General features: G+C 65.4%; 24 protein-coding genes and 2 pseudogenes. 12 read left to right on the forward strand and 14 right to left on the reverse strand.

The window, feature by feature from the left end; translation table 11 throughout:
- Positions 1–110: 110 nt before the first annotated feature.
- From ACQ4WY_RS22510 to ACQ4WY_RS22525, 4 genes and pseudogenes are all read right to left on the reverse strand, one after another.
- Positions 111–2,429, reverse strand: a complete 2,319-nt coding sequence (locus ACQ4WY_RS22510; protein ID WP_436505987.1) for a xanthine dehydrogenase family protein molybdopterin-binding subunit — start codon at positions 2,427–2,429, stop codon at positions 111–113.
- Positions 2,422–2,889 (reverse strand): (2Fe-2S)-binding protein, encoded by a 468-nt coding sequence (locus ACQ4WY_RS22515; protein WP_436505988.1) that lies wholly within the window; start codon positions 2,887–2,889, stop codon positions 2,422–2,424. Before ACQ4WY_RS22515 ends, ACQ4WY_RS22510 begins: the two co-directional genes overlap by 8 nt.
- Before the next feature lie 29 nt (positions 2,890–2,918).
- Positions 2,919–3,248, reverse strand: coding sequence for a c-type cytochrome (locus tag ACQ4WY_RS22520; protein ID WP_436506099.1), 330 nt, complete (start codon positions 3,246–3,248; stop codon positions 2,919–2,921).
- 540 nt (positions 3,249–3,788) lie between these two features.
- Positions 3,789–4,166, reverse strand: a pseudogene (locus ACQ4WY_RS22525) (c-type cytochrome); the annotation flags it as partial.
- A gap of 268 nt (positions 4,167–4,434) precedes the next feature.
- Between ACQ4WY_RS22525 and ACQ4WY_RS22530 the strand changes: the two are divergent.
- The 7 genes from ACQ4WY_RS22530 (at position 4,435) to ACQ4WY_RS22560 (ending at position 10,480) form a co-directional block, all read left to right on the forward strand.
- A complete protein-coding gene (locus ACQ4WY_RS22530; RefSeq protein WP_436505989.1) occupies positions 4,435–6,087 on the forward strand; it encodes a Na+/H+ antiporter in 1,653 nt (550 codons plus the stop codon).
- A gap of 194 nt (positions 6,088–6,281) precedes the next feature.
- On the forward strand, positions 6,282–6,863 hold the full coding sequence (gene yfiR / locus ACQ4WY_RS22535; protein ID WP_353657792.1) for a regulatory sequestration protein YfiR: 582 nt from the start codon (positions 6,282–6,284) through the stop codon (positions 6,861–6,863).
- Entirely contained in the window at positions 6,860–8,131 is a 1,272-nt protein-coding gene (gene dgcN, locus ACQ4WY_RS22540) for a diguanylate cyclase DgcN/YfiN (RefSeq protein WP_436505990.1), read from the forward strand. Before yfiR ends, dgcN begins: the two co-directional genes overlap by 4 nt.
- 16 nt (positions 8,132–8,147) lie before the next feature.
- Positions 8,148–8,651 carry an outer membrane lipoprotein YfiB gene (gene yfiB, locus ACQ4WY_RS22545; protein ID WP_436505991.1) on the forward strand — a complete coding sequence of 168 codons (504 nt, stop codon included), beginning with the start codon at positions 8,148–8,150 and terminating at the stop codon, positions 8,649–8,651.
- A gap of 32 nt (positions 8,652–8,683) precedes the next feature.
- Positions 8,684–9,154, forward strand: coding sequence for a gluconokinase (locus ACQ4WY_RS22550; RefSeq protein ID WP_436506100.1), 471 nt, complete (start codon positions 8,684–8,686; stop codon positions 9,152–9,154).
- 67 nt (positions 9,155–9,221) lie between these two features.
- On the forward strand, positions 9,222–9,539 hold the full coding sequence (locus ACQ4WY_RS22555) for a DUF3144 domain-containing protein (protein ID WP_353657795.1): 318 nt from the start codon (positions 9,222–9,224) through the stop codon (positions 9,537–9,539).
- Positions 9,539–10,480, forward strand: coding sequence for an acyl-CoA desaturase (locus ACQ4WY_RS22560; protein ID WP_436505992.1), 942 nt, complete (start codon positions 9,539–9,541; stop codon positions 10,478–10,480). Before ACQ4WY_RS22555 ends, ACQ4WY_RS22560 begins: the two co-directional genes overlap by 1 nt.
- Here ACQ4WY_RS22560 and ACQ4WY_RS22565 read toward each other — a convergent pair.
- The 5 genes and pseudogenes from ACQ4WY_RS22565 to ACQ4WY_RS22585 all read right to left on the reverse strand — a co-directional run bounded on the left by ACQ4WY_RS22565 (position 10,453) and on the right by ACQ4WY_RS22585 (position 15,626).
- Positions 10,453–10,995 (reverse strand): gamma carbonic anhydrase family protein, encoded by a 543-nt coding sequence (locus ACQ4WY_RS22565; RefSeq protein WP_353657798.1) that lies wholly within the window; start codon positions 10,993–10,995, stop codon positions 10,453–10,455. The genes ACQ4WY_RS22560 and ACQ4WY_RS22565 overlap by 28 nt on opposite strands.
- 43 nt (positions 10,996–11,038) lie before the next feature.
- Entirely contained in the window at positions 11,039–11,782 is a 744-nt protein-coding gene (locus tag ACQ4WY_RS22570; protein ID WP_436505994.1) for a CPBP family intramembrane glutamic endopeptidase, read from the reverse strand.
- A gap of 92 nt (positions 11,783–11,874) precedes the next feature.
- Complete coding sequence (locus ACQ4WY_RS22575; protein WP_436506101.1) at positions 11,875–13,011, reverse strand: benzoate/H(+) symporter BenE family transporter; 1,137 nt, start codon at positions 13,009–13,011, stop codon at positions 11,875–11,877.
- Positions 13,012–13,188: 177 nt separating this feature from the next.
- Positions 13,189–14,661, reverse strand: a pseudogene (pdxR, locus tag ACQ4WY_RS22580) (MocR-like pyridoxine biosynthesis transcription factor PdxR).
- Positions 14,658–15,626, reverse strand: coding sequence for a hypothetical protein (locus tag ACQ4WY_RS22585; protein WP_436505995.1), 969 nt, complete (start codon positions 15,624–15,626; stop codon positions 14,658–14,660). The pseudogene pdxR and the gene ACQ4WY_RS22585 overlap by 4 nt, the downstream one beginning before the upstream one ends.
- A 151-nt stretch (positions 15,627–15,777) precedes the next feature.
- Here ACQ4WY_RS22585 and ACQ4WY_RS22590 point away from each other — a divergent pair, with 151 nt between their 5' ends.
- Together ACQ4WY_RS22590 and ACQ4WY_RS22595 are read left to right on the forward strand one after the other, a co-directional pair.
- Complete coding sequence (locus ACQ4WY_RS22590) at positions 15,778–16,233, forward strand: META domain-containing protein (protein ID WP_436505996.1); 456 nt, start codon at positions 15,778–15,780, stop codon at positions 16,231–16,233.
- Between the two features lie 55 nt (positions 16,234–16,288).
- Positions 16,289–16,999: an HAD-IA family hydrolase gene (locus ACQ4WY_RS22595; RefSeq protein ID WP_436505997.1), complete on the forward strand. Its 711-nt coding sequence runs from the start codon at positions 16,289–16,291 to the stop codon at positions 16,997–16,999.
- Here ACQ4WY_RS22595 and ACQ4WY_RS22600 read toward each other — a convergent pair.
- Genes ACQ4WY_RS22600 through ssuE form a run of 5 tightly spaced genes read right to left on the reverse strand, consistent with a single transcriptional unit; the run spans position 16,956 to position 21,466 of the window.
- Positions 16,956–17,786 carry an ATP-binding cassette domain-containing protein gene (locus ACQ4WY_RS22600; RefSeq protein ID WP_436505998.1) on the reverse strand — a complete coding sequence of 277 codons (831 nt, stop codon included), beginning with the start codon at positions 17,784–17,786 and terminating at the stop codon, positions 16,956–16,958. The two genes, ACQ4WY_RS22595 and ACQ4WY_RS22600, sit on opposite strands and share 44 nt — an antisense overlap.
- Positions 17,787–17,809: 23 nt before the next feature.
- A complete protein-coding gene (gene ssuC / locus ACQ4WY_RS22605) occupies positions 17,810–18,610 on the reverse strand; it encodes an aliphatic sulfonate ABC transporter permease SsuC (RefSeq protein ID WP_436505999.1) in 801 nt (266 codons plus the stop codon).
- 1 nt (position 18,611) lies between these two features.
- Positions 18,612–19,772, reverse strand: a complete 1,161-nt coding sequence (ssuD, locus tag ACQ4WY_RS22610; RefSeq protein ID WP_436506000.1) for an FMNH2-dependent alkanesulfonate monooxygenase — start codon at positions 19,770–19,772, stop codon at positions 18,612–18,614.
- Between the two features lie 44 nt (positions 19,773–19,816).
- Entirely contained in the window at positions 19,817–20,821 is a 1,005-nt protein-coding gene (locus ACQ4WY_RS22615) for a sulfonate ABC transporter substrate-binding protein (RefSeq protein ID WP_436506001.1), read from the reverse strand.
- A gap of 24 nt (positions 20,822–20,845) precedes the next feature.
- A complete protein-coding gene (ssuE, locus tag ACQ4WY_RS22620; RefSeq protein ID WP_436506002.1) occupies positions 20,846–21,466 on the reverse strand; it encodes an NADPH-dependent FMN reductase in 621 nt (206 codons plus the stop codon).
- 253 nt (positions 21,467–21,719) lie between these two features.
- Here ssuE and ACQ4WY_RS22625 point away from each other — a divergent pair, with 253 nt between their 5' ends.
- The 3 genes from ACQ4WY_RS22625 to ACQ4WY_RS22635 are packed head-to-tail and all read left to right on the forward strand — an operon-like array spanning position 21,720 to position 25,178.
- Positions 21,720–22,934 carry an acyl-CoA dehydrogenase family protein gene (locus ACQ4WY_RS22625; RefSeq protein WP_436506003.1) on the forward strand — a complete coding sequence of 405 codons (1,215 nt, stop codon included), beginning with the start codon at positions 21,720–21,722 and terminating at the stop codon, positions 22,932–22,934.
- A 21-nt stretch (positions 22,935–22,955) separates the two neighbouring features.
- Positions 22,956–23,783, forward strand: coding sequence for a MetQ/NlpA family ABC transporter substrate-binding protein (locus ACQ4WY_RS22630; protein ID WP_436506004.1), 828 nt, complete (start codon positions 22,956–22,958; stop codon positions 23,781–23,783).
- 3 nt (positions 23,784–23,786) lie between these two features.
- A complete protein-coding gene (locus ACQ4WY_RS22635; RefSeq protein WP_436506005.1) occupies positions 23,787–25,178 on the forward strand; it encodes an LLM class flavin-dependent oxidoreductase in 1,392 nt (463 codons plus the stop codon).
- The last annotated feature ends 38 nt before the right edge of the window (positions 25,179–25,216 follow it).

The following is a 25,216-nucleotide window of genomic DNA, read 5'->3' on the forward strand; positions in this document are numbered from 1 at the left end:
CGCTGATTTTGCCGGAACGGGCGCCGCCTGCGCGCCCTGAGCGGCAATCCCCAGTGTACCAGCCTGCGTCCGTTCACGCGCGGCGCACGTCAAATTTGCCACGCGCCGCCTCAGACGGCGCCGTGCCGGTCCAGTCCCTTCAGTACCGCCTCCGGGCGGATCGGCAAATGCCGCACGCGCGAGGCCACGGCTGCAAAGATGGCGTTGCCAATGGCCGGCGCCACGGCCGTCGTGGGCGGTTCGCCCATGCCCGTCGAAGTTGCCGTGCTAGCAACGAATTCAATGTCGAGCTCGGGCACGTCGGCCATGCGCAGGGGCGTGTAGGTGTTCAGGTTGGTATCCTTCACTTCGCCATTCAGGAAAGCCGTGCCTTCATGCAAGGCCATGCTCACGCCCCACAACGCGCCCCCTTCCGCCTGCGCCAGCGCGCCGTCGGGGTCGACGATGCTGCCCGCGTCGATCACCATGAACAGTTTTTCGACTTTTACCATGCATGTGCTGCGGTCCACCTTGACCCGCGCCACGCAGGCCGTCCAGGTGGGCATGTCGCGTTCCTGGCCGAACGTGGCGGCAATGCCCAGGCCCGTGTCGGGCGGCATGGCCGTGCCCCAGCCGGCCTTGTCCGCCACCCGCCGCAGCACGTGGGCCAGGCGCGCGGCGCCGCCGACGGCGTTCGGCGCGCTGCCCGCGTTGCGTCCCGTGCCCCGCAGCAGCGACAAACGAAAAGTCAGCGGATCGACCTTGGCCGCCTGCGCCGCCTCGTCCATGAAACTTTCCACAGCCCAATTCGTCCAGCCGGGGCCCACGGAGCGCAGCCAGCCGGGGCGGAAACTGCTGTTAGCCAGGTCGTTCGACACGGCCCGCACGCGCTGCGCGCCTACCGTGTACCAGTGGTCGGCGCCGGCGATGGCGAACGGGTCATACGGATGGCCCTGCTTATCCTTGGCCAGGAAGGCGGGAATCATCGCTTGCGTAGGCCAGCCCGCACTGGCCTCGTGCACCATCGCCGACACCTTGCCGGCGTCGTCGAACGCCATGCGCACGTGCTGCACGGACGGCGAACGGGGCGAATCAAAACGGGCATCATCGGCCCGCGTGCAAATCATCTTGACGGGCCGCCCCACGGCTTGCGCCGCCAGCGCGGCCGGCACGCAATAATCGCCATTCAGGCGCCGCCCGAAGCCGCCGCCCAGCAGATAGGTATGCAGCATCACCTTGCTCTCCGGCACTTTCAACGCCTGCGCCAGCACGGGCAGGATCAGGGACTGCCATTGGTTGCCCGCATGAATGTGCCAGACGCCGTCGATTTCCTGCGCCAGGGCATTCACCGGTTCCAACTGGAAATGCAGCACGGTGCTCGTCGTGTAGTGGCGTTCCAGTTGCAGGCTGGCATCCTTGAAAGCTTGCTCCACGCCATCATCATCGACTACGCGGGCACCCAGGCTGGCGTCGGCCAGCTGCTTGGTGGCGTAGTTGAGGATATCTTGCTCCGACACGTGGGCGGCCGCGCCAGCCCGCCATTTCACCTGCACCAGATCGGCCGCGCGCATGGCGGCCGCATAGGTGTCCGCCACCACCATGACCCAGCCGGGCACCGTGCCGCTGGGATCCTGCAAGGCGAACGAGCGCAGATAGCCCTTCACCTTTTTCGCGGCCGTATCGTCGATGGACACCACTTTTGAGCCATAGCGCGTGGGCGGGATCTTCGGACGCGCATACAGCATGCCCTCGACCTGCGCATCGATGCCGTACACGGCCGTACCATTGATTTTCGCGGGGATGTCCAGCGCCTGCACATGCTGGCCGATGAGGCTGCGCTGCTGCGGCGTCTTGAGCACGATGGCCTTCAATTGTTCGGGCGTGTACTGGCGCGCCAGCTTGCCACGGCGCACGATTTCGCCATAGCTGATCGAGCGTCCCCGGCCATGCACGACGCCCAGTCTGGCGTGGCAGGCGGACACGGGCACGCGCAGCAGGCGCGCGCCCTCTTCGACCAGCGCGAGGCGCCCGGCCGCGCCGGCGCGGCTGAGGGGGTCGAAATTCTGCCAGACGGACCAGCTGCCGCCCGTCACCATCAAACCCCATTTCGGGTCCGTGTCCACGTAGTGCAGGCGCACCTTGTCCCAGTCCGCTTCCAGTTCCTCGGCCACGATGCGCGCCAGGGCCGTGCCGATGTGCTGGCCCATTTCCGCCTTGGCGATGTTGACGGTGACGATGCCGTCACGGTCGATCTGGAACCAGATGCCGGGATCGAACACGGGTGCGGCGCCGTGTTTTGGCGGCGCGGGCGCCACCTTGCCGGCAGCCAATGAGCTGTCGGCGCGCAAGAAGGCCAGGGTAAAACCCGTGCCGGCGGCGGCGATCAGGAAACCGCGCCGCCCCAGCGCAGGGGGACGGGCACTGGCATTTTCTTTCGGCAGCTTATACACCGGGCGCCTCCTGCATGCCGGCCGCCAGCTTGATCGCCTTGCGGATGCGCACATACGCCATGCAGCGGCACAGATTGCCGCTCATGACGGCATCGATATTCGCATCCGTCGGCTGCGGGTAATCGCGCAGCAAGGTGGCCGCCTGCATGATCTGGCCCGACTGGCAATAGCCGCATTGGGGCGCCTGCGTGGCAAGCCACGCCCGCTGCAAAGGATGCGTGCCGTCCGGCGAGAGGCCTTCGATGGTGGTGATGGCGCAGCCGGCCACGGCGGCAATCGGCGTGATGCACGAGCGCATGGCGCGGCCATCGACGTGCACGGTGCAGGCGCCGCACATGCCGATGCCGCAGCCAAACTTCGTGCCTTTTAAGTTGACTTCATCGCGCAGTACCCACAGCAGCGGCGTTTCGGCGTCGGCCTCGGTGCCGAAGGGCTGGCCATTCACAATAATGTTATACATAAGTGTTGCACATAAGAAACTTTCAAGAATTACTTGCCGGCACGCGCGCGCGCCACGGCCGCTTCCAGGTTCGTCCAGGCCGGCTGGGGGCTGCGGCTGCGGCGCAAATAGGCGGCCAGCTGGGCCACGTCGTTGTTCGTCAGCGAGGCGGCAAAGCCGGGCATCAGCACGCCGGGCATCGCCTCATCCTTGCTGATGCCGTGCAATATCACCTGGATCAGGTTGGCGGGATCGGGCGCGCTGACGGCGCTGTTCAGGCTCAGTTCCGGACGCAGGGCCACGGGCCGGCCATCGCTATTCGAGTGGCACGACGCGCAGGCGGCCACGTACAGGCTGGCGCCACGGTCGTTGTCGACCAGGCTGACGCGTTGCGAACGGGCAATGCCGGCTTTCACCACGGTATCGGTATCGACCTGGCGCTGCTCGACGCCGGCCACGCCGGCAAAATAGACGGACAGGGCGCGGATATCGCTATCGGGCGAAGCGCCCATGCCTTCGTGCACGACGGCCGACATGGGCCCTGCCGCCACGCCGTGCAGGGCCGTCGCCCCCGTGCGCAAGAAGGCGTACAGCTCGTCCTGCGTCCACGGCAAGGGCGCCGTGTTGGCGCTGGTCAAGGCCGGCGCATACCAGTGATCGATGGACGCGCCCAGATAGGACGAACCGGCAAGCTCGGCGCCCAGCGCATTGCGCGGCGTGTGGCAGGCGGCGCAATGGGCCAGGCCTTCGGCCAGGTAGCGGCCACGGTTCCAGTCCAGCCCTTGCGCGGGGTCGAGCTGAAAGCTGGCTGGCTTGAAAAACAGCAGTTTCCAGCCCGCCTGCAAGGGGCGCAGGTTCAGGGGAAAAGGCACGCTGTTGGCAGGCGCCACCGCATATACGGGCGGACGCGTCATGAAATACGCGTACAGGGCCGTCAAGTCCGCATCCGATACAAGGTTGAAATGGGTGTACGGAAAGACGGGATACAAATGCGCGCCATCGCGGCCCACGCCTTCGCGCATGGCCCGCTGGAAGGCGGCCAGCGACCAGCGGCCTATGCCCGTTTGCCTGTCGGGCGTGATATTCGTCGCGTAAATCGTGCCGAACGGCGTGGCCAGGCCGTGGCCGCCTGCGTATTCGGCGCCGCCCTTGGCCGTATGGCAGGCGGCGCAGTTGCCCATGCCAGCCAGGATACGGCCCCGCTCCACCACTTGCGGCGAAAATGCCGTGGCGGCAGGCGGATCGATGGGCGCCAGCGCGGGGCGCCAGTAATACAGATACGCGGCCAGGGCCGCCACGATGAGCAATGCCAGCGACAGCAGCAGGCCGGTGAAGATTTTCTTGAGCAAAACAGGAACCAATGAAAAGTAAAAGCCAGGGTGAAAGCAAGGAAATAAAGCAAAGAAATAAAGCAAGGTGGCCAGCCGCCGACTGACGGCGGCGACAGGGCCACAATGATAATCTTACCGCGATTGTGACTTGTTGTATGTACGCAATGACACGCAGGCAATGCCTGCAGGCGGGCAGCGCCTTATAATCAGCGTTTCAGCACGCCGCCGCGCCTTCATGCATACCGTTACCATCATCCTCATCCTCGTTTTGACCGTCGTCCTGTGCGGCTTTCTCGCCCGCTCGCGCTGGGTCAAGCTGCCGCTGCCCCTGATCCAGATCGCCGGCGGCACGGGATTGGCCGTGTTTGGCGTGCAAGTGCCGCTCGATCCCGACATTTTCTTCCTGCTCTTCATCCCGCCGCTGCTGTTTCTCGATGGCTGGCGCATCCCCAAGGGCGCCTTCTTTTCCGACGCGCGCTCGATCCTGATGCTGGCCATCGGCCTGGTGCTGTTTACCGTGCTGGGCATGGGTTTCTTCATCGACTGGCTGATCCCCAGCGTGCCGCTGGCCGTCGCCTTCGCGCTGGGCGCCATCCTGTCGCCGACCGACCCCGTGGCCGTGTCGGCGATCGCCGCCGGCAATCCCATCCCGCCGCGCCTGATGCACATCCTCGAAGGCGAATCCCTGCTGAACGACGCTTCTGGCCTCGTCTGCTTCACGTTTGCTGTGGGCGCCATGATGACGGGCGGCTTTTCCATCGGCGCCGCCTCGCTGAGTTTCCTGCAGGAAGCGGGCGGCGGCATCATCATCGGCCTGGCCATCTCGTGGGGCGTGGGCCTGGCAAATAAATGGCTGGTGAGCAAGGTCGGCGAAGAGCCGGGCCTGCAAATCCTGATCAGCATCCTGATCCCGTTTGCCGCCTACCTGGGCGCCGAGCAAATCCACGGCTCCGGCATCCTGGCCGCCGCCACAGCCGGCGTCTCCATGCATTACGCCGACCTGATCGGCCGGCCGCTGGCCGCCACGCGCACCCAGCGCAAGGCCGTGTGGGATACCGTACAACTGGTCTTGAATGGCGTGATCTTCGTCATGCTGGGCGCGCAGTTGCCCACCACCGTTGCCGGCTTGCCAGCCGCCTCCGCCGAAATCGGCGCCGGCAGCGCCTGGAAACTGCCGCTGTTCGTCATCGCCATCACGGTGGGGCTGACCTTCATGCGCTTCCTCTGGGTCTTCATTTCCATGAAACTGACCCTGTTCAAGCACCACAAGAAAATGGCCGGCGAACCGAAGGATGCGGCGCTGCTGGCCCGCCCAAGCCTGCGCTTGCTGCTGGTAGCGTCGTTTGCGGGCGTGCGCGGCGCGCTGACCCTTGCCGGCATTTTGACCCTGCCCTTGTTCTTGCCAGACGGTAATCGTTTCCCGGCGCGCGACCTCGTCATCTTCCTGGCCATGGGCGTGATTTTGCTGTCGCTGCTGCTGGCCAGCGTCACGCTGCCCCTGCTGACCAAGGGCCTGGTGTTCGCACCACCCGCGCGCCGCTCGACGGAAGAGCGCAATGCCCGCGCCGCTGCCGCCGAAGCGGCCATCGCGCGGCTGGAAAAGGTGTGCGAAGGCATCGACAAAAATGACAAGCAGCAAGTCGTCACCGAGGCGGCCAACCGTCTGATCGAAGCTTACCGGCGCCGCCTGGCGTATGGCGAAAGCAGCAATGACGAGGCGATGCGGCTGCAGGAACTGGCCAAGGCCGAGCGCGCGCTGCGGCTGGAAGCGCTGAATGCGGAGCGGGACGAACTGTTCCGCCGCCGCATCTCGGGCGAGCTGGACGACACCATCCATTTGCGCCTGCTGCGCGAAATCGACTTGCTGGAAGCGACACTGGAAGAATAGCAACACTCTGGCGCGCCACGACAGTGTTGATAAGTAATTTTCATGGTAAAGAATGAAAGTTTTAGTATTCGTGTTTATAATGCAATGTTTATGGCAAAGCGCCGTGTTTTACTTTCAACAGGGACTTCCGTACAGTCTGTGTTGCTGAGTAAGAATTTGAATAGCCACCCGACCTGCATAAAGACACCGACGCCGTGCCCTCCTCCCCTCGCCACCGGCAGCGCTGCGCGCTGCCCACCCTGTTCGCCATCGTGCTGCTGGCCTCGCTGCTCGCCTGCAGCGCGCTGGCGCCGTGCGCGGCGTGGGCGCAAACGGGCGCGGTCGCCGACGCCAGGCGTCCCGCCGAGGTGGCCCAGGTCCTGTTTGGCATCATCAGTTATGTGCGCTGGCCCGTGGCGCGCCAGGAAGTGCGCGTCTGCATGCTCGGTGCGCCACGCTACGGCGCGGCCATTGTCGACACGCCCGCTTCCAGCCTGGGACAGCGCATCCGCGTGAAAATCCCGGCGGCAGCCGCCACTGTCAACGAATGCGACGTCGTCTACCTGGGCAGCCTGCCGGATGGCGAACGCGAGCACTTGCTGGCGCAGATCATCGGCAAGCCGATTTTATCGGTCGCCGAACCCGGCACGTCCTGCACCGTGGGTACCATGTTCTGCCTGCGCCTGAACGAGGCGCAGATCGGTTTTGATGTCAACCTCGACGCCATCGCCCGCAGCGGCCTGCGCGTGCATCCGAACGCCTTGCAAATTGCACGTCGCAAGGGACCTCAGCCATGAGCACCCGGATGAGCAACAAGCTTTCCCGCAAGCTCCGCCCCACGCTCGACAGCGTGCTGCGGCGCGCCCACCTGAGCGTGTCGCTGATCGCCGTGATGGCGGCCGGCCTGACTCTGACAGCCGTGGCGCTGCTGGCTCTGCGCGTGTATTCGGACCAGAACCTGCGCCTGGTGGCCCGCTCGATGAGCTACACGGTGGAGGGGGCAGTCGTCTTTGGGGATTCCTTGGCAGCCAAGGAAGCGCTGGCCCTGATCGGCGTCAATGAAGATATCGACCAGGCACAGGTGAGCGACAAGGCCGGCAAGGTGCTGGCCCGCTGGGAACGGGGCGAACATGGCACGCGCTACTACATCGAACGCGCGCTGACAGGCTGGATGCTGCCCGATTCCCTGACCTTCCCCATCATGCGCAATGAACAGGCCATCGGCAACATCACGCTGGTGCCGCACAGTCGCAGCCTGCTGCCTTTCCTGCTGAGCGGCCTCTCCTGCCTGCTGGCTTGCCTGGTGCTGAGCCTGGCAGTCGCCGTGCGCCTGTCGCGCCGCATGGAAACGGAGATCACTTCGCCCCTGCGCCACCTGGCGGAAACGGCGCACCGCGTGCGGTGCGACCGTTCCTTCGAACTGCGCGTGCCACCGGCCAACATCGCCGAACTGAACCAGATTAATGACGACTTCAACGCCCTGCTCGACGAACTGGAAGCGTGGCAAAGCCATCTGCAAAAGGAACACGCCTCGCTGTCGCACCGCGCCAACCACGACAGCCTGACGGGCCTGTCGAACCGCTCCTTCATGGAAGCGGAGCTGGAACGCGCCATCCTCGAAGCACGCGTCAGCAATGGCAAGGTGGCCGTGCTGTTCCTCGACAGCGACCGTTTCAAATACATCAACGACACCTTCGGCCATGCCTCGGGCGACCGCGTGCTGGTGACTATCGCCGCGCGCATCAAGCAGCAATTGCGCGAGGGTGACCTGGTGGCGCGCCTGGGCGGCGACGAATTCGCCATCCTGCTCAAGCCGCTGCGCAACAGCAGTGACGCCATGCACATCGCCGACAACATCATCGCCGCCATGGCGCAAGCCATTGAACTACCCACTGGCAACAGCATCGTCAGCTCGCTGACCATCGGCGTGGCCGTCTTCCCCGATCACGCCATCGACGCCGTTTCGCTGGTCGGCGCGGCGGACGAAGCCATGTACCGCGCCAAGCAGGCGCAGCGCGGCACGCGCCAGGTGGCGCGCCTGCCGCAACCCCATACTCATCCCTGAACCAAGGAGCAACACCATGCAATTCATCTACAAGCAATTACGCCGCGGCTTCCTCGGCCTGCTCATGCTGGGCCTGCTGGCCGCCTGCCAGAGCACGCCAGAGAAAAAACCGCTGTTCAACGCCGAACAAGTCGCCACCTTGAAGGAACAAGGCTTCAACCAGACGGACGAAGGCTGGGAACTGAGCTTTACCGACAAGCTGCTGTTCGAATTCGACGCCGCCAAGCTGATCCCGCCCAGCCGCAACGCCATCCAGAAAATCAGCGCTGCCCTGCTGAAAGTGGGCATCACCCACATGCGCGTGGAAGGCCATACGGATAACGAAGGCACGGAAGCGTACAACAACAATCTGTCGCTGGCGCGCGCCAACGTGGTGGCCGACGCCATGAGCGCATCGGGCATTCCACGTAAAAACATCGCCATCAAGGGCCTGGGCATGAGCAAACCTGTGGCCTCGAACGCCAGCAAGACGGGCAAGGCGGAAAACCGTCGCGTCACCGTCATCGTTTCGGCGCCTTGAGCGTGGGCGTGCCCGCCGTGCGCTGGGTCGTCATGGGCGTGTCCGGCTGCGGCAAGAGCGCCGTCGGCAGCCTGCTGGCCGATGCGCTGAGCGTGCCCTACGTGGAAGGCGACGACGTGCATTCCCCGGAAAACGTGGCCAAGATGGCGGCCGGCATTGCGCTCGACGACGCCGACCGGGCCGGCTGGCTGGCTGCCCTGCGCGAGCGCATCGCCACGGCCCGCGTGCAAGGCGGCGGCCTCGTCGTTTCCTGCTCGGCCCTGAAGCGCGCCTACCGCGACGTGCTGCGCGAGGGCGACCCTGCTCTACGCTTTGTTCACCTGGACGGCCCGCGCGCCGTACTGGAAAGCCGCTTGCAGCGCCCCGGCCATTTCATGCCGCCCAGCCTGCTCGACAGCCAGCTGGCCACCCTGCAGCCCCTGCAAGCGGACGAGGCCGGCATCGTGCTCGACATCCGCCACCCGCTGGCCGTGCTGGTCAAACAGATCCTGCAAGCGCCGTGACAGGCGCGCGGCTGGACAGCCCGCGGCCCCCTGTGTAGACTGGCGCGCACTTTCATGAAGGATTTTTATGACCACACCAACGACAAAACCAGCACCGGGCCCGGAATTCTGGGAACGCGCCGACCAGGTCATCGCCCTGGCCAACGAACAATGCATGCACAGCGGCGGCAATGAAGTGGCCACCTCGCTGCTGTACGCGGCCGCCCGCTTCAACGCCTTCCTCGTCGCCAGCAAGAGCAACGACGTGGTCAAGATGCAGGAAGAGAAGGAAGGCGCCGTGGCGTTCTTCACGGAACAGTACAAGCGCATGCTGACCGACAACTTCAACGACTACATCACCAACTTCGACAAGTACACGCAACCGTCGTCGGCCCCCAAGGGTTGATGTCCACAGCCAGCCTGGACAGCCACCGCGCCCGCGCCACCCATGCCGACAGCGTGCTGGAGGGCACGGTGCGCTATGCGCCGCTGACCTCGCTGTGGCTGACGGCCATGCTGGCCGGCGCCGTGACTGGCGCCCTGTTCTTCTTCAGCTGGACCGGCCTGCTGCTGTTTGTGAGCGGCACGGCCATCGTCCTGCTGTTCGGCCATTCGCTGGGCAGTCACCGCAAACTGATCCACGACAGCTTTCATTGCCCGAAATGGCTGGAATACCTGCTCGTGTACCTGGGCGTGCTGGTTGGCCTCAGCGGCCCGCTGGGCCTGCTGCGTCAGCACGAATTGCGCGACTATGCCCAGCGCCTGCCTGACTGTCATCCCTACCTGCGCCACGGCGCCGGTTTCTGGCGCGACGCCTGGTGGCAATTACATTGCCGTCTGGACCTCGACCACCCGCCGCACATCGCCATCGAGCCGCGCATTGCGCACGACCGCTTTTACCGTTTTCTGGAAGCCACCTGGATGCTGCAGCAACTGCCGTGGGCTCTGCTGTTCTTCGCCTGGGGCGGCTGGGGCCTGGTTTGCTGGGGCGTCTGCGCGCGTGTCAGCGCCGGCGTGCTCGGCCATTGGCTGATCGGCTACTTCGCCCACAACCATGGGCAGATGCACTTTGAGATCCAAGGCGCCGCCGTACAAGGCCGGAATATCCGCCTGACGTCGCTGCTGACCATGGGCGAATGCTGGCACAACAACCATCACGCCTATCCGGGCTCAGCCAGGCTGGGCCTGCTGCCGGGCGAGTGGGACCCGGGCTGGTGGGTACTGCTGCTCTTGCGGCGCCTGGGCCTCGTGTCCAGCCTGCGCCTGCCGCAAGACCTGGCGCCGCGGCCGGAACTGCGCCGCCTGGGCGGCGCTGCAGCTCAGGCGTCGTCCCCACCGGCCAGGTAATTGTTTTTTACACGCACGTAGTGTTCGGCCGAATAGCGCAGGTAGGCGATCTCCGCTTCGGTTAAGGGGCGCACCTTGGCGGCGGGCCGGCCCACGTACAGGTGGCCGCTTTCCAGCACCTTGCCCGGCGATACCAGGCTGCCCGCGCCCAGCATCACGTGCTTTTCCACCACCACGTCATCCATGACGATGCTACCCATGCCGATCAGGCATTCGTCGCCTATCGTGCAGCCGTGCAAGATCACGGAATGGCCGATGGTCACGTATTTGCCGATGGTCAAGGGTGAACCGTCGGGCTTGGCCGCATTCTTGTGCGACACATGGCCCATGGAAAAGTCCTGGATATTGCTGCCCTCGCCGATGACGATACGGTTCACGTCACCGCGCAGCACGCTGTTGCACCAGATCGAACAGTCGTCGCCGATCTGCACATCGCCGATCACTTGCGCCGTGTCATGCAGGTAGACGCGCTCGCCCACGACGGGACGGGTATTCAGGTAGGAACTGACAGGCATCGCTTTCTCGCTTTTCATTAATAGTGATAGTAAACAACAAGATTCACACCCAGCCGGCGGCCAGTGCAAAAATGGCCAGGCCATGCGCCAGGGAGGCGCCCAGCAAGCCGGCACGGCAATATACCAGTCCCGCCACCACGCCTTCGATCACGGTGAACACGAGGATGGGGGCGCCCACCTGCGTGACGGTAGTGGCAAGGAAGGCGTGGCACAGGCCAAACAGCAAGCCCGACACCAGCGCCGCGCGCCAAGCCGGCAGCCAGGCGCGCAATTGCTGCTGCAGTATGCCGCGGAACAGCAATTCTTCATAACAGTTGGCCGCCAGCGCAAAGCCTAGCAGCAAGGGTAGCGCGGATGGGGAAACGGGCGCCAGCGACGGCAAGCCGAACAGGGCTTTCAAGCCCGTCGCCAGTGCAACGATCAGGATGGCGCCCGCCACGCCCAGCAGCACGGACAGGGCCGGCCGCATGCCGAGCCAGCGGATCTGGCGGCGCGCTTCGCTTTCCAGCCAGCACGTGGAGGCCACCAGCCCCAGCGACATGGCGCCCAGCGCCAGCATGACCAGCGGTGGCGCCGTGAAGCGCAAGCCGCCCGCCGCCACTTGCCAGTAGCCGTGCGCCGTCATCGCATCGCGCGCCAGCACGAAAAACAGGATGTGCACGAGCACGCGCAGCAGCGGCACGGTACGTGGCGCAGTACTTGGCAACACCAGCAACAAGGCGACGCAGACGAGGAAGGCGGGCGTGATCGCCAGCAGATACTGGGCCAGGGAAGTGATCTCGGGCATCGCTCATAGCGTTCGGTAGTGCCAACGGGCACGGGCGCAGCAATTGTATGCGGCGGCTGGCAAAACGGGCAAGCTATCTAGCGATGCCGCTGTCAAGCCGCCTTGCGCCCGCCATGCATCAGCCCATGCGCCGCCAGTCCCGCCGCCAATCCCCACAGGGCGCCGCCCACGCCCAGCAGGGTCACGTTCGCGGCCGTCGCCAGGAAAGTGATCAGCGCCGTTTCCCGCATGCGCACGTCCGCCATCGCCTGCGCCAGGCTGTTGCCGATGGCGCCCAGCAGGGCCAGACCCGCCAGCGCCGTGATGAAACTGCGCGGCAAGACCATGAACAGGCTGGCCAGGGTGACGCCGAAAATACCCACCAGGATGTACAGCATGCCGCAAGCCAGCCCTGCAACGTAGCGCTTAGCCGGGTCCGCATGCGCATCCTTGCCCGTGCAGATGGCTGCCGTGATGGCGGCCACATTGAAGGCGTGCGCGCCGAACGGCGCCATGAGCAGCGAACCGAGTCCCGTCACCGTCAGGATGGGATTGGCGCTGACGCCGTAACCGTCATTGCGCAGCACCAGCATGCCGGGCATGTATTGCCCCGTCAAGGTGATCAGGAACAGGGGCAGCGCCACGCCCAGCAGGGACGCCGCGGAAAAGCGCGGCATCTCGAACACGGGCGCGGCCAGGGCCAGTTCGATGCCTTGCGCATCGATGCGTCCCTGCGCCAGCAGCAGGCCCAGGCCGATCAGCATGATGCCCACCACGGCAAAGCGCGCCGTGAAACGGCGCAGCACGGCGTACGACAGCAACAGCACCGCTACCAGCAGCGGATCGGCGCTGGCGCCGCCGAACGCATTCACGCCAAACTGCAGCAAGATGCCGGCCAGCAAGCCGGCGGCGATGCCACCGGGGATCAGGCGCACGAGGCGCTCAAAAGCGCCGGACATGCCCAGCAGAATGAAGGCGATGGCGGACACGATGTAGGCGCCGATCACCTCGGCATATGGCGTGTGCGGCATGACGGTGGCCAGAAAGGCCACGCCGGGCGTGGACCAGGCCGTGATGATGGGCGCGCGGTAGCGGTAGCTGAGCCAGATGCCCGTCACGCCCACGCCGATGCTCAGCGACCAGACCCAGGACGCCGTCTGCGCAGCGCTGAGCTGGGCCAGCTGGGCCGCCTGGAACACCAGCACGAAGGTGCCGCCATAGTTGACGAGGACGGAAATGAAGGCCGCCATGGTGGGGGACGCCAGGTCGCGCCAGCGCGCTTGGCGCCTGTTGTCGATTGCCGCCGAGGATGTGGAACTAGTCTGCATGCGTGTGCCCTTGCCTGAGGTTCAAAAAGGGCATCTTAGCGCTCACATGGACTGCTCAGGCAGGCCAATTCCCACACATTCAACAGACCACTTGAGCGCTTACCCCAGCGCGCGGGCCAGGCGGACGATGCCGCTGTCGATCTCGTGCGGCGTGAGCGCCGCAAAGCCCAGCAGCCAGCCGCCCCGCGCAGGCGGTGTCGCATTCAGCCGGCTCAGGCCAGGCAGCACGATGCCCGCCTGCGCCGCCAGCCGTATCGTGCCCAGCTCGTCCCTGCCCTCGTGCAGCAGACACGGCATCTGCAAGCCGCCCGGAGGCAGCTGCGCCGTGACCACGTGCGGCAAGTGCCGCTGCACGGCCTGCGCCATCGCATCGCGGCGCACGGCGTAGACCTTGCGCATAGCGCGCACGTGGGCGGCGAAATGGCCATCGGCGATGAAACGGGCCAGTGTCAGCTGATCCAGTTGCGGCGTATGCCCGTCGAGAATGCTGCGCGCATACGTCATCGGTTTCACCAGCGCGGGCGGCAGCACCATGTAGCCGATGCGCAGGCCCGGATACAGCGACTTGGCGAAGGTGCCCAGGTAAATCGTGCGCTGCTGCGTGTCGAGCCCCTGCACGCAAGCCGTCGGCAAGCCTGCGTAGTGAAACTGGCTGTCGTAATCGTCCTCGATGATCCAGCCCTGGCGCTCCGCAGCCCAGGCAGTCAGGGCCAGGCGGCGCTCGAGCGCCAGGGTGGCGCCCGTCGGGTACTGATGCGACGGCGTGACGTAAATCGTGTTGGCCCCGCTGCGGTCGGCGCGCAGGCTGTTCATGCACAAGCCATCTGCATCGACGGGCACGGGCACGACCTGCAATTGCGCCATCTCGAACGCCTTGCGCGCGCCGAAATAACCGGGGTCTTCCATCAGGATGGGGCCATGTGCGTCGGCCAGCACTTGCGCGCACAGGTACAGGGCCTGGCGCGTGCTGCTCAGCACCAGTACTTGGCCGGCCGTGGCCCGCGCGCCCCGCTCCAGGTTCACATAGTCGGCGATGGCCTGGCGCAGCGGCTCTGCGCCTTGCGGGTCGCCATGAAGCAGCACATGGTGTTCGCTACTGGCCGCCTGGCGCCGCAAGCGCTCCCACACGTCGAGCGGAAAGGCCCGCGTTTCCGGCAAGCCCGTGGCGAAGGCCTTCACGCTCTGCTGGTCGGTCACGCCACCGCTGGCGAGGATGTGCGCGCCGCGGGCGCTGAGGGCCGCCGGCTGCGCGGACAAGGGCAACAGCGCAGTCGCAGGCTTGCCCAGCAGGCTCGCGCCTATCGTCGGCGAGACAAAACTTCCCGATCCCGCCTGGCGTCGCAGATAGCCGTCGAGACGCAGCTGCGCGTAGGCCATTTCCACCGTATCGCGCGACACGCCCAGCGATTGCGCCAGCGCGTGCGTGGCAGGCAGGCGCAGGCCGGGCGCCAGCACGCCATCGAGTATCAGCTAGCGCAGCGCGCGCTGCACCCGCACGCGCAAGTCGAGCGCCGCCAGTTCAGGGGCGGCGATGCGGATCTTCAGGGTGTCGAGTTCGAACTGTGGCGTCATGGCGCTTTCGGCGCGGCGCGAACGGCATCCACGGCAGCGACGCTGCTGGCCAGCGAAAAGCCATGCTGCTGCAGCACCGCCACCAGCTGTTCGCCGGCGCAGCCGAGGCGCAGATTTTCCGCCACCCAGTCCCGCCACTCGCGGCTGATGTCCGGCATGGGTTCCGGCGCCAAAGTGATACCGAGTATGCATGCGGCCAGCAAGCCGTTGATGCGCTGCGTGTCGATCAGGTGCTGCACCACCGCGTGGCCCGAGTGGGGATACGGATGCAGGGTGCAGCGGCCGAACGCGGCCAGGCGCTGCGCGTGCATGGCGTCGAGGTTGACCGATTCGCTGGCGCTCGCACTGGCACTGCCGCCCGCGCTGGCCACGTCCGGCCGGGCCGCGTCCGGCCGCGTGCCGAACACCAGGTGCATCCGCGTATGCTCCGTCGCCCTGGCGCGGCACAGGGCCGCCAGGTCGTAATAGCCCGAGGGCGGCGGGTCTTGCGCCAGCGACTCCATCACGGGCAGCCAGCGCAGCTCGTGGTACAAGTGCGCCTGCTGCACGTCGAGGAAGGACAGCGAGCCGAAGGCGACGATCTGCTGCGCGTCCAGCAGCAAGCCATACATGACGGCCGCATACGCGCCCATGGACTGGCCGAGGGTGGTGACTTGACTCGGTGCGATGCGGCGCACCAGTTCGCGCAAGGCTTGCGCCGTTTCATCCACATGGCTGCCAAGGCCCGCGATGCGGCGGTGGTACCAGGCATTGCCCGAATCGCGTACGAGAATTTTGTTCAGAGGCTGCCCGCTGGCCTGCTCCAGCTTTCTCAGGCGTCCGTAAAAATCGAAGGCGGGGCGCGTGGTCCATGAGACGAAGCCGAAGGCGATCACCAGCGGCGCGCCGGGCACGATGCGGTCGACCAGCACGTCGTCGGCACTGGTGGCGACCAGTCGATTATCCAGCGCTTGCGCTTGCAGCATCGGCCCGGCTCCCGATAAATGTTGAAAACGGCACAAAACATGAGTGTAATGCCAAGGCTGGCAAAATGGAAAGCAATCGCCGCTACAGTACGCTGGCCGGCACGAAAAACCTGCTAGTCTGCAGGCATTACACCCTTCACAGGAGCGCCCCATGCTGCATCGCCTGAAATACCTGTCCCTCGCCGCCGCCATCGCCATGGCCGGTGGCTGCGCCACCACGTCCGACAGCGCCAAGCCGGACACCGGCCTGACGCCCAGCTACAGCCTGACGAATACCTACTGGAAGCTGACGGAACTCGATGGCGCCCCGGTGACGATGGCGCCGGGGCAGGAGCGCGAAGTGCGCATCACCCTCACCGACGATGGCAAGGTCCATGGTTTTACGGGCTGCAACCGCGTGATGGGCGGCTACACGCTGGCCGGCACGGCCCTGCGCTTCACGCAGCTGGCCGGCACGCGCATGGCATGCCCGCCGCCCCTGATGCAGCTGGAAAGCGCCGTATTGGCCAACTTGAACAGCGTGACGGGCTACCGCTTCGATGGCGAATTCCTGATCCTGCTCAAGGATGGCGCGCCCGTGGCCAGGTTTGAATCGGTCTACCTGTGAAATAAAAATCGACTGCCGTTACAATGGCTTCCAGCCCATCATCTGGAAGGAAGCCATGTCCGCACTGCCCTCGCCGTCTTCATCCCCGACACCATCGGTCGCCGGCCGCTACCGGGCTTTTCTTTTTGACATGGACGGCACCGTCATCAATTCCATCGCCGCCGCAGAACGCATCTGGGGCACCTGGGCGCAGCGCCAGGGCCTCGACGTGACGGCCTTTTTGCCCACCATCCACGGTGCGCGTTCGGTCGACACCATCGCCAAACTGCGCCTGCCCGGCGTCGACGCGCAGCGCGAATCGCAGGGCATCACGGATGCGGAAATCATCGATGTGGAAGGGATTATTGAAATTGCGGGCGCGCTGCGTTTTTTACAGTCGCTGCCGCCCGCGCAATGGGCGATTGTCACCTCGGCGCCGCGCGCGCTGGCCACGGCCCGCCTGAAGGCAGCCGGCATGCCCATTCCCGCCATCATGGTGACGGCGGAAGACGTCAAGGCAGGAAAACCCAAACCCGATTGCTACCTGCTGGCGGCGGAAAAACTGGGCGTGGCGCCTGCCGATTGCCTGGTCTTCGAAGACGCGTCCGTCGGCATCGAGGCGGGCGAGGCGGCCGGCGCGAAAGTCATCGTCGTCACCGCCACGCACGCGCACCCGCTGGCCACGCGCCACCCCGCCATCGACAGCTACGATAGCATCGTGGCGACGGTCGATGGGGACGGTTTCATCGTGCTGGCGGAGTCGGTAGCAACACGCGCGACAAGATAGCCTGCTCCAGCGCGGCGAAAGCCGCATGGCCGCGCTGTCGCGGGCGCGGCAAGTCCACCTGCACATCCATGGTGATCTGCCCTTCCTCGATCAGCAGCACGCGGTCGGCCAGGGCCACGGCTTCGGCCACGTCATGCGTCACCAGCACGGCCGTGAAGCCGCGCGCCAGCCACAGCGACTCGATCAGCTGCTGCATCTCGATGCGCGTCAGGGCGTCGAGCGCGCCCAAAGGCTCGTCGAGCAGCAGCAGTTGCGGTTCGTGCACGAGGGCGCGCGCCAGCGCCACCCGCTGTTTCTGCCCGCCCGACAGGGAAGCCGGCCAGTCGTCAGCCCGCTCGGCCAGGCCCACCGTCCACAGCGAGGCGGCCGCCGCGCCGACGGAACGGGGCAGGCCAAGGGCCACGTTGTCGAGCACCGTCTTCCACGGCAGCAAACGCGACTCCTGAAACATGATGCGGATGTCGGGCGCACCCACGCCGCTGCCGATGGCGACCTTGCCCTCGTCGACGCTTTCCAGTCCCGCGATCGAGCGCAGCAAGGTGCTCTTGCCGCAGCCACTGCGCCCCACGATGGCGACGAATTCGCCCGCTTCCAGCTGCAGGTCGACGTTTTTCAGCACGGGACGTTCGCCATAGGCCTTGCTCAATTGCGTCAATGCCAGCGGCACGCCACGGCGCGCCAAAGGGGCTTGCGGGGCAACCTTCGCCTGCGGCGGTGCGCCGGCCGGGTCGTACTGCACGAAGTGCGACAAAAAATCCGTTTCGATCTGGATGGGGGCGAGCAGCATGGTGTTCTTTCCTTATTTCGTCACTATCGGTAGGCGGGATTCCAGCGCAGGCAATGGCGTTCCAGGCGGCGCGAGAACAGATCGGCCAGTTTGCCCAGCAAGGCGTACAGCAATATCCCCACCAGCACCACGTCCGTTTGCAGGAATTCGCGGGCATTCATGGTCATGTAGCCGATGCCGGCCTGCGCCGAGATGGTTTCGGCGACGATCAGCAGCACCCACACGAGTCCCAGCGAAAAGCGCACGCCCACCAGAATCGAAGGCATGGCGGCCGGCAGGATCACGTCGCGGTACAGGGGCCAGCCGGACAAGCCATAGCTCTTCGCCATTTCGATCAAGCCCTGGTCGGCGGAGCGGATGCCGTGGAAGGTGTTCAGGTAGACGGGAAAGAACACGCCGACGGCCAGCAGAAACAGCTTGGCTGTCTCGTCGATGCCAAACCACAGGATCACCAGCGGGATCAAGGCCAGCGCGGGGATGTTGCGCACCATTTGCAGGGTGGTGTCGAGCAGGGTTTCCGCATGGCGGAAGCTGCCCGTCAATAAGCCCAGCAGCAAGCCCAGTCCCGCGCCGATGACGAAACCGACCGTCGCGCGCCACAAGCTCGTTTTCAGGTGCAGCCACAGTTCGCCCGATGCGGCCAGGTGCCAAAAGGCTTTCGCCACGGCCCACGGTTCGGGCAGGATGCGGCTCGACAGCCAGCCCCACTGCGCCGCCAGTTGCCAGGCCAGCAGCAGCGCCACGGGCAGGGCCCACGGCGCCAGCGCATGACGCCAGAGCGTACCGGGCGGACGCTTGGTGGTGAAAGCGGGGCCGGCACCCATCTCAGGCCGCCTTTTTCTGCGGCGCGGCCGGCACGATGTTGCTGGCCATGACTTCGCCGAAGGGTCCTGTCAGTGACTGCTCACCCAGGGCCTTGCCCTTGCCCAGCAGCGGGAACACCAGTTCGGCAAAGCGGTACGACTCTTCCAGGTGCGGATAGCCGGAGAAAATGAAGGTGTCGATGCCCAGGTCCGCGTATTCCTGCATGCGCGCCACCACCGTCGGGCCGTCGCCCACGAGGGCTGTGCCCGCGCCGCCGCGCACCAGGCCCACCCCGGCCCAGAGATTCGGCGACACTTCGAGCTTGTCGCGCCGCCCGCCGTGCAGGGCCGCCATGCGCTGCTGGCCCACGGAATCCATCTTGCTGAAGGCCGCCTGCGCCTTGGCGATGATGTCGTCGTCCAGGTGGCTGATCAATTCATCGGCCGCGCGCCAGGCCGCCTCGTTCGTTTCGCGCACGATCACGTGCAGGCGGATGCCGAAGCGCACCGTGCGGCCACGCTTGGCGGCGCGCGCGCGGATATCGGCGATCTTTTCCGCCACGGCGGCGGGTGGTTCGCCCCACGTCAGGTACACGTCCATCTGCTCGGCCGCCAGTTCATGCGCGGGCTCCGACGAGCCACCGAAATACAGCGGCGGATACGGTTTCTGCACGGGCGGATACAGGGTTTTCGCCCGCTTCACCTGGATATGCTTGCCCTCGAAATCATAGCCGGCCGCGCCGCCCTCGCCCGCCAGCGTGGCGCGCCACACCTTGATGAATTCATCGGAGATTTCATAGCGCTTGGCGTGGTCGGCAAAAAGGCCGTCCGCTTCCAGCTCGCCCTGGTCGCCGCCCGTGACGACATTGATCAGCAGGCGCCCGTTCGACAGGCGGTCGAACGTGGACGCCATGCGCACGGCCAGGCCGGGCGTGGACAGGCCGGGCCGCACGGCCACTAAAAATTTGAGTTTTTGCGTCACGCTGATCAGCGACGAGGCCACCACCCACGCGTCTTCGCAGGAGCGGCCCGTCGGCAGCAGCACGCCGTCGTAGCCGAGCGTGTCGGCGGCCACGGCCACCTGGCGCAAATAATCGGCATCGACGGGGCGCGCGCCCTGCGAGGTGCCCAGGTAGCGGCTGTCGCCGTGGGTAGGGATGAACCAGAAGACATTCAATGACATGGTGCGCTTTCCTTTGCTTGTTTCTTAGTTTTTTCTTTGTTTGTTTATTTTGTGCTGGTAGCCAGCTGGCGCGCAGGCAGCAGCGCATCCTTGACAATGATCGGTTTCGGAATCAGCTTCAGGCTGGAAAAGGCGTCCGCCACCCTTTGCTGCGAAGCGATGACGTCAACCGACACGGGTTTAACGCCATACGCATAGCGCGAGGCGGCCAGCGCCACCACATCCTTGCTCAACCCTGTCTGTGCGGCGAGGATCGTCGCCACTTCCTCCGGATTGTTGCGGCCCCAGTCGTCGACCTTGGCCACTTCATCGAGCACGATGCGCAGGATTTCGGGATTTTTTTCCGCATAGGTGCGCGAGGCCAGGTAGAACTGGTAGTTCGCCACCAGGCCCTTGCCATCGGCCAGCAAGCGGGCGCCCAGCTGCTTTTCGGCGGCCGCCAGGAACGGATCCCAGATGGCCCAGGCATCCACGCTGCCCCGCTCGAAGGCGGCGCGCGCATCGGCCGGCGGCAGGAACACGGGCTGGATATCGGCGTACGCGACACCGGCCTTTTCCAGCGCCTTCAATAACAGGTAATGCACGTTCGAGCCCTTGTTCAGGGCGACCTTCTTGCCCTTCAAGTCGGCCAGGGTGCGCAGGCCGGAACCCTTGGGCACGACGATGGCCTCACTGGCCGGCGACGCCGGCTCATTGCCGACATACACCAGGTTGGCGCCGGCCGCCTGGGCAAAAATAGGCGGCGCCTCGCCCACCGTGCCGAAATCGATGCTGCCCACATTCAAGCCTTCGAGCAGCACGGGGCCGGCCGGGAACTCCGTCCATTTCACGCCCACACCCTGCTCGGCCAGGCGTTTTTCCAGCGTGCCGCGTCCTTTGAGCAGGGTCAAGGTGCCGTATTTCTGGTAGCCGATACGCAACTGTACCTCTCCCTTGGCCTGCGCCTGCGCCACGGCCGGCATGCCGGCCGCCATCACGCCGGCGGCAGCGGCAAACAGCAAGCCCAAAGTGGTACGGCGCGAGAGTCGTTGTGCGTGGCGGTGTGTCATGGCGGTTCCTTGGTCGGTGAATAATCAGGCGGCTTGATAGTGGGGCGCGTACGGCTGGTCTTGCAGCGAACGCACGGGTACGGAGATATCGCTGGGCGCGGACGGGCGCCGGCCCTGCAGCACGAACAGGCCGCTGGAGAGTTCCTCGATGCCGGCCTGCACGCGTTCGGCAATCGGCGCGTCCAGGCTCAGGCCCCGCTCTTCGTGCCAGTCCAGCTGCTGCGCATTGGCATAAATGCTGGTGAAGACTTGCTTGGCGCCCAGCGCATGCAGCACGGGACGCAGCGCATAGTCGAGCGCCAGGGTGTGGGCATGGCCGCCGCCCGTGGCCAGCGGCAGCACCAGCTTGCCGGCCAGGCCATCTTGCGGCAGCAAGTCGAGGAAGGCTTTCAGCAACCCTGTATACGAAGCCTTGTAGATGGGCGTGGCGATCACGATGGCGTCGGCGTCGGCCACGGCGCGCACGGCCCGGGCAATCGCCGCGTCGTCGTAGTCGGCCAGCAGCAAGGCGCGCGCCGGCAAGTCGCGCACATGCAGCTTGGCGTAGCTATGGCCCTGCAGCGCCAGCTGGTCGCCGATATGCAGCAGCAGACGGCTGGAACTCGATGGGAGTTGCGGGCTACCGCCCAATAACAAGATGCTCATGTGATGCCCGTCCCTGTACGTTGTCGGATTGGAGTTGCTCGGATGCTTGCAGCCTATCGCCATCAGCAGCCGTGTAAAACGAATGCTTTCGCGCTTCGATATGCGTTTTTTGACTATCCGGGCCTGACGCCCCGCAAGCGAAGGCGCCGGTCCACGCGCGGCTTTTTCCGCATATCCTTGCGCGGTTTTCTTCGTGTACGGCGCACGCCTGGCGGTGCAATATCGGTCTCATCGTCTTTCTGGAATCTGTCCCATGTCTAGTGCTTTTCTCCACGCAGCCCGCCCCGTCGCTCCCGCAGCCGAACCCCTGCAGGACGCCATCAGCATCGCAACAAAGCTGGCCGCGCGCCTGGCCGAAACGGCCAATGCCCGCGACCAGGCCGGCGGCCATGCGGCGCAGGAGCGTGAATGGCTGCGCGAATCAGGCTTGCTCACCTTGTCGATCCCCGTGGAATTCGGCGGCCAGGGTGCATCCTGGCCCCTCGTGTACCAGGTGATACGCATCCTGGCACGGGCCGACAGCGCGCTGGCGCATGTCTTCGGCTTCCACCATTTGCAGCTGGCCGGCTTGCAGCTGTATGGCAGCGCGCAGCAGCAGCGCCGCCTGCTCACCTTGACCGTCGACGAGCGCCTGTTCTGGGGCAATGCCTTGAATCCCCTCGACAAAAGAGTCACGGCCACCGACAGCGACGACGGCTACCTCCTCGACGGCATCAAGAGCTTTTCTTCCGGCTCCGTCGGTTCCGACTGGCTGACGATCTCTGCCTGGCACGCGCCCACGCAGACGGCGCTGATTGCCGCCCTGCCCACGCGCCAGGATGGCGTGACCGTGCAGGCGGACTGGGACGCCTTCGGCCAGCGCCAGACGGACAGCGGCAATGTGCATTTTCAAGGAGTCGCCTTGCCGCGGGAACTGGTGCTGCAGGCGCCCTCGCAGGCCGCCACGCCGCAAGCCACCGTGCGCTCGCAGATTGCGCAGCTGATCATGAGCAACCTGTATCTGGGCATCGCCGAAGGCGCGTTCGAGGCGGCGCGCCGCTACACGGACGAACAGGCGAAAGCCTGGTTTGCCTCGGGCGTGGCCAAGGCAACGGACGACCCTTTGATCCAGCACCGCTACGGCCAGCTGTGGCTCTTGCTGCGTCCCGCGCAAGTGCTGGCCGACGCGGCGGCGCAGGAACTGGAAAAAGTGTTCCGCAAGGGCGCGCTGGTGACGGCGCGCGAACGGGGCTTGCTGGCCGTGGCCGTGGCCGAAGCCAAGTGCCTGGCGCACAAGGCGGGACTGGAAATCAGCAGCCAGATGTTCGAACTGACGGGCGCCCGCTCCACCTCGGTCCAATACGGCTTCGACCGCTACTGGCGCAACGTGCGCGTGCATACCCTGCACGATCCCATCGACTACAAGCTGCGCGACCTGGGACGCTTTGCCTTGAATGGCACGCTGCCCGAGCCGACGGCTTACTCGTAATTCAACCACCAAGGAGCCACCATGACCATCGCCCGCCGCACCGTATTGCTTACCGCCTTGAGCCTCGCCCTGGCCAGCAGCTTTGTCCATGCCAAGGACCCGAAAGACATCACCATCGGCACCAGCGCCGGGCCGTACGCGGACCAGATCAAGCTGGGCATCAAGCCTATCATGGAAAAACAGGGCTACAAGGTCAAGCTGGTGGAATTCAATGACTACATCCAGCCGAACTTCGCGCTGGCCGAGGGTTCGCTGGACGCCAATGTGTTCCAGCACATCGTCTACCTGAAGAAATTCGCGCTGGAACACAAGCTGGCCCTGACGGACTTGATCACGATTCCCACGGCGCCGATTGCCATCTACAGCAAGAAGCACAAGACGCTCGATGACGTGAAGGAAGGCACGACGGTGGGCTTGCCGAACGATCCGACCAACCAGGCGCGCGCGCTGGTGCTGCTCGACCAGCTGGGCTGGATCAAGCTGCGCGCCAGCTTCGACCCCGTGCGCGCGTCGGAAAAGGATATCGCCGTCAACACGAAGAAAATCAAGCTGCTGCCGCTGGAAGCGGCGCAACTGCCACGTTCGCTGGGCGACACCGACTACTCCTTCATCAACGGCAATTACGCACTGGCGTCGGGGCTGAAGCTGACGGATGCGCTGGTGGCCGAGAAAATCTCGCCCAACTACATCAACCTGGTGGCCGTGCGCACGGCGGACAAGGACAAGCAGTTCGCGAAAGACCTGGCGGCCGCCTACCGTTCGCGCGAATTCCTCGACATCACCAATAAACACTTTGCCGGCTATTCGAAACCCGATTACCAGCAAGCCTTGCAGACGGCCGCAAAGTAAGCCATGGCAAAGACGATACGCTTCAACGCCTTCCAGATGAATACCGTGGGCCACCAGTCGCCGGGACTGTGGACGCATGCGCGCGACCGCAGCCATCGCTATACCGATCCGCAACACTGGACGGAACTGGCGCGGCTGCTGGAAGCGGGCCTGTTCGACGCGGTGTTCCTGGCCGACGTGCTGGGCGTGTATGACGTGTACCGGGGCAGCCTCGATGCGGCCCTGGAACACGGCGTGCAGGTGCCGCTGAACGACCCGCTGGCGCTCGTGCCCATCATGGCGCAGGCCACCGCGCACCTGGGTTTCGGTGTCACCTGCGCCCTCACCTACGAACACCCGTACACGTTCGCGCGGCGCATCTCCACCCTGGACCACCTGACGGGTGGGCGCATCGGCTGGAATATCGTCACCGGCTACCTCGATAGCGCGGCGCGCAACCTGGGCTTGCAACAGCAACTTGGCCACGACGAGCGCTACGACCTGGCCGACGAATACCTGGACGTCGTCTATAAGCTGTGGGAAAAGAGCTGGGATGACGACGCCGTCGTCAACGACAAGGTGCGCGGCATCTACGCCGATCCGGCCCGCGTGCATCCGATCAACCATGCCGGGCGCCACTACCAGGTGCCCGGCATCCATTTGTGCGAGCCGTCGCCGCAGCGCACGCCGCTGCTGTACCAGGCGGGCACATCGCCACGCGGCACGCGCTTTGCGGCGCGCCACGCGGAAGCCACCTTTGTCAGTGGTCCCAGCAAGACAGTCGTCAAGCGATATGCCGATGATTTGCGCGCCGCAGTGCGGCAAAGCGGGCGCGATGGCGACGCATTGCTGATCTACGCGCAGGCGCTGGTCATCACGGGCGCCACGGAAGAAGAGGCGCGGGCCAAGCACGCCGACTATCTGCGCCACGGCAACATCGAGGCGGCGCTGGTGCTGCTGTCCGGCTGGACGGGCGTCGATTTCAGCCGCTATCCGCTCGACGCCACCATCGACTATATCGATTCCCCGGCCGGCCGTTCGGCGCTGGCCTCCTTCAGCCAAGCCGACCCGGACCGCACGTGGACGGTGCGCGAGGCTGCCGAATACATAGGCCTGGGCGGACGCGGCCCCGTGCTGGTGGGCGATGCGCGCCAGGTGGCCGACCAGCTGGAAAGCTGGCTGGACGAGACAGGCATCGACGGTTTCAATCTGGCCTTCGCCGTGGCCCACGACAGCATGGCCGACGTGGTGGCCCACATCGTGCCGGAACTGCAGCGGCGCGGCCGCTATCGCACCCACTACGAGGAAGGCAGCTTGCGCCACAAGGTCTTCGGCCAGGGTCCGCACCTGCCCGCCGGTCATGCGGGCCGCCAGGTCAGCATCGCACCCGCCGACGCAGCCCTGGCAGCGGCCTGACACATCAGCTGACGTATCAGACTCACCATTCAAGGACA

Origin of the sequence: Janthinobacterium salmonicoloratum, assembly GCF_051380845.1 — a bacterium.
GTDB lineage: Bacteria > Pseudomonadota > Gammaproteobacteria > Burkholderiales > Burkholderiaceae_D > Janthinobacterium > Janthinobacterium lividum_F.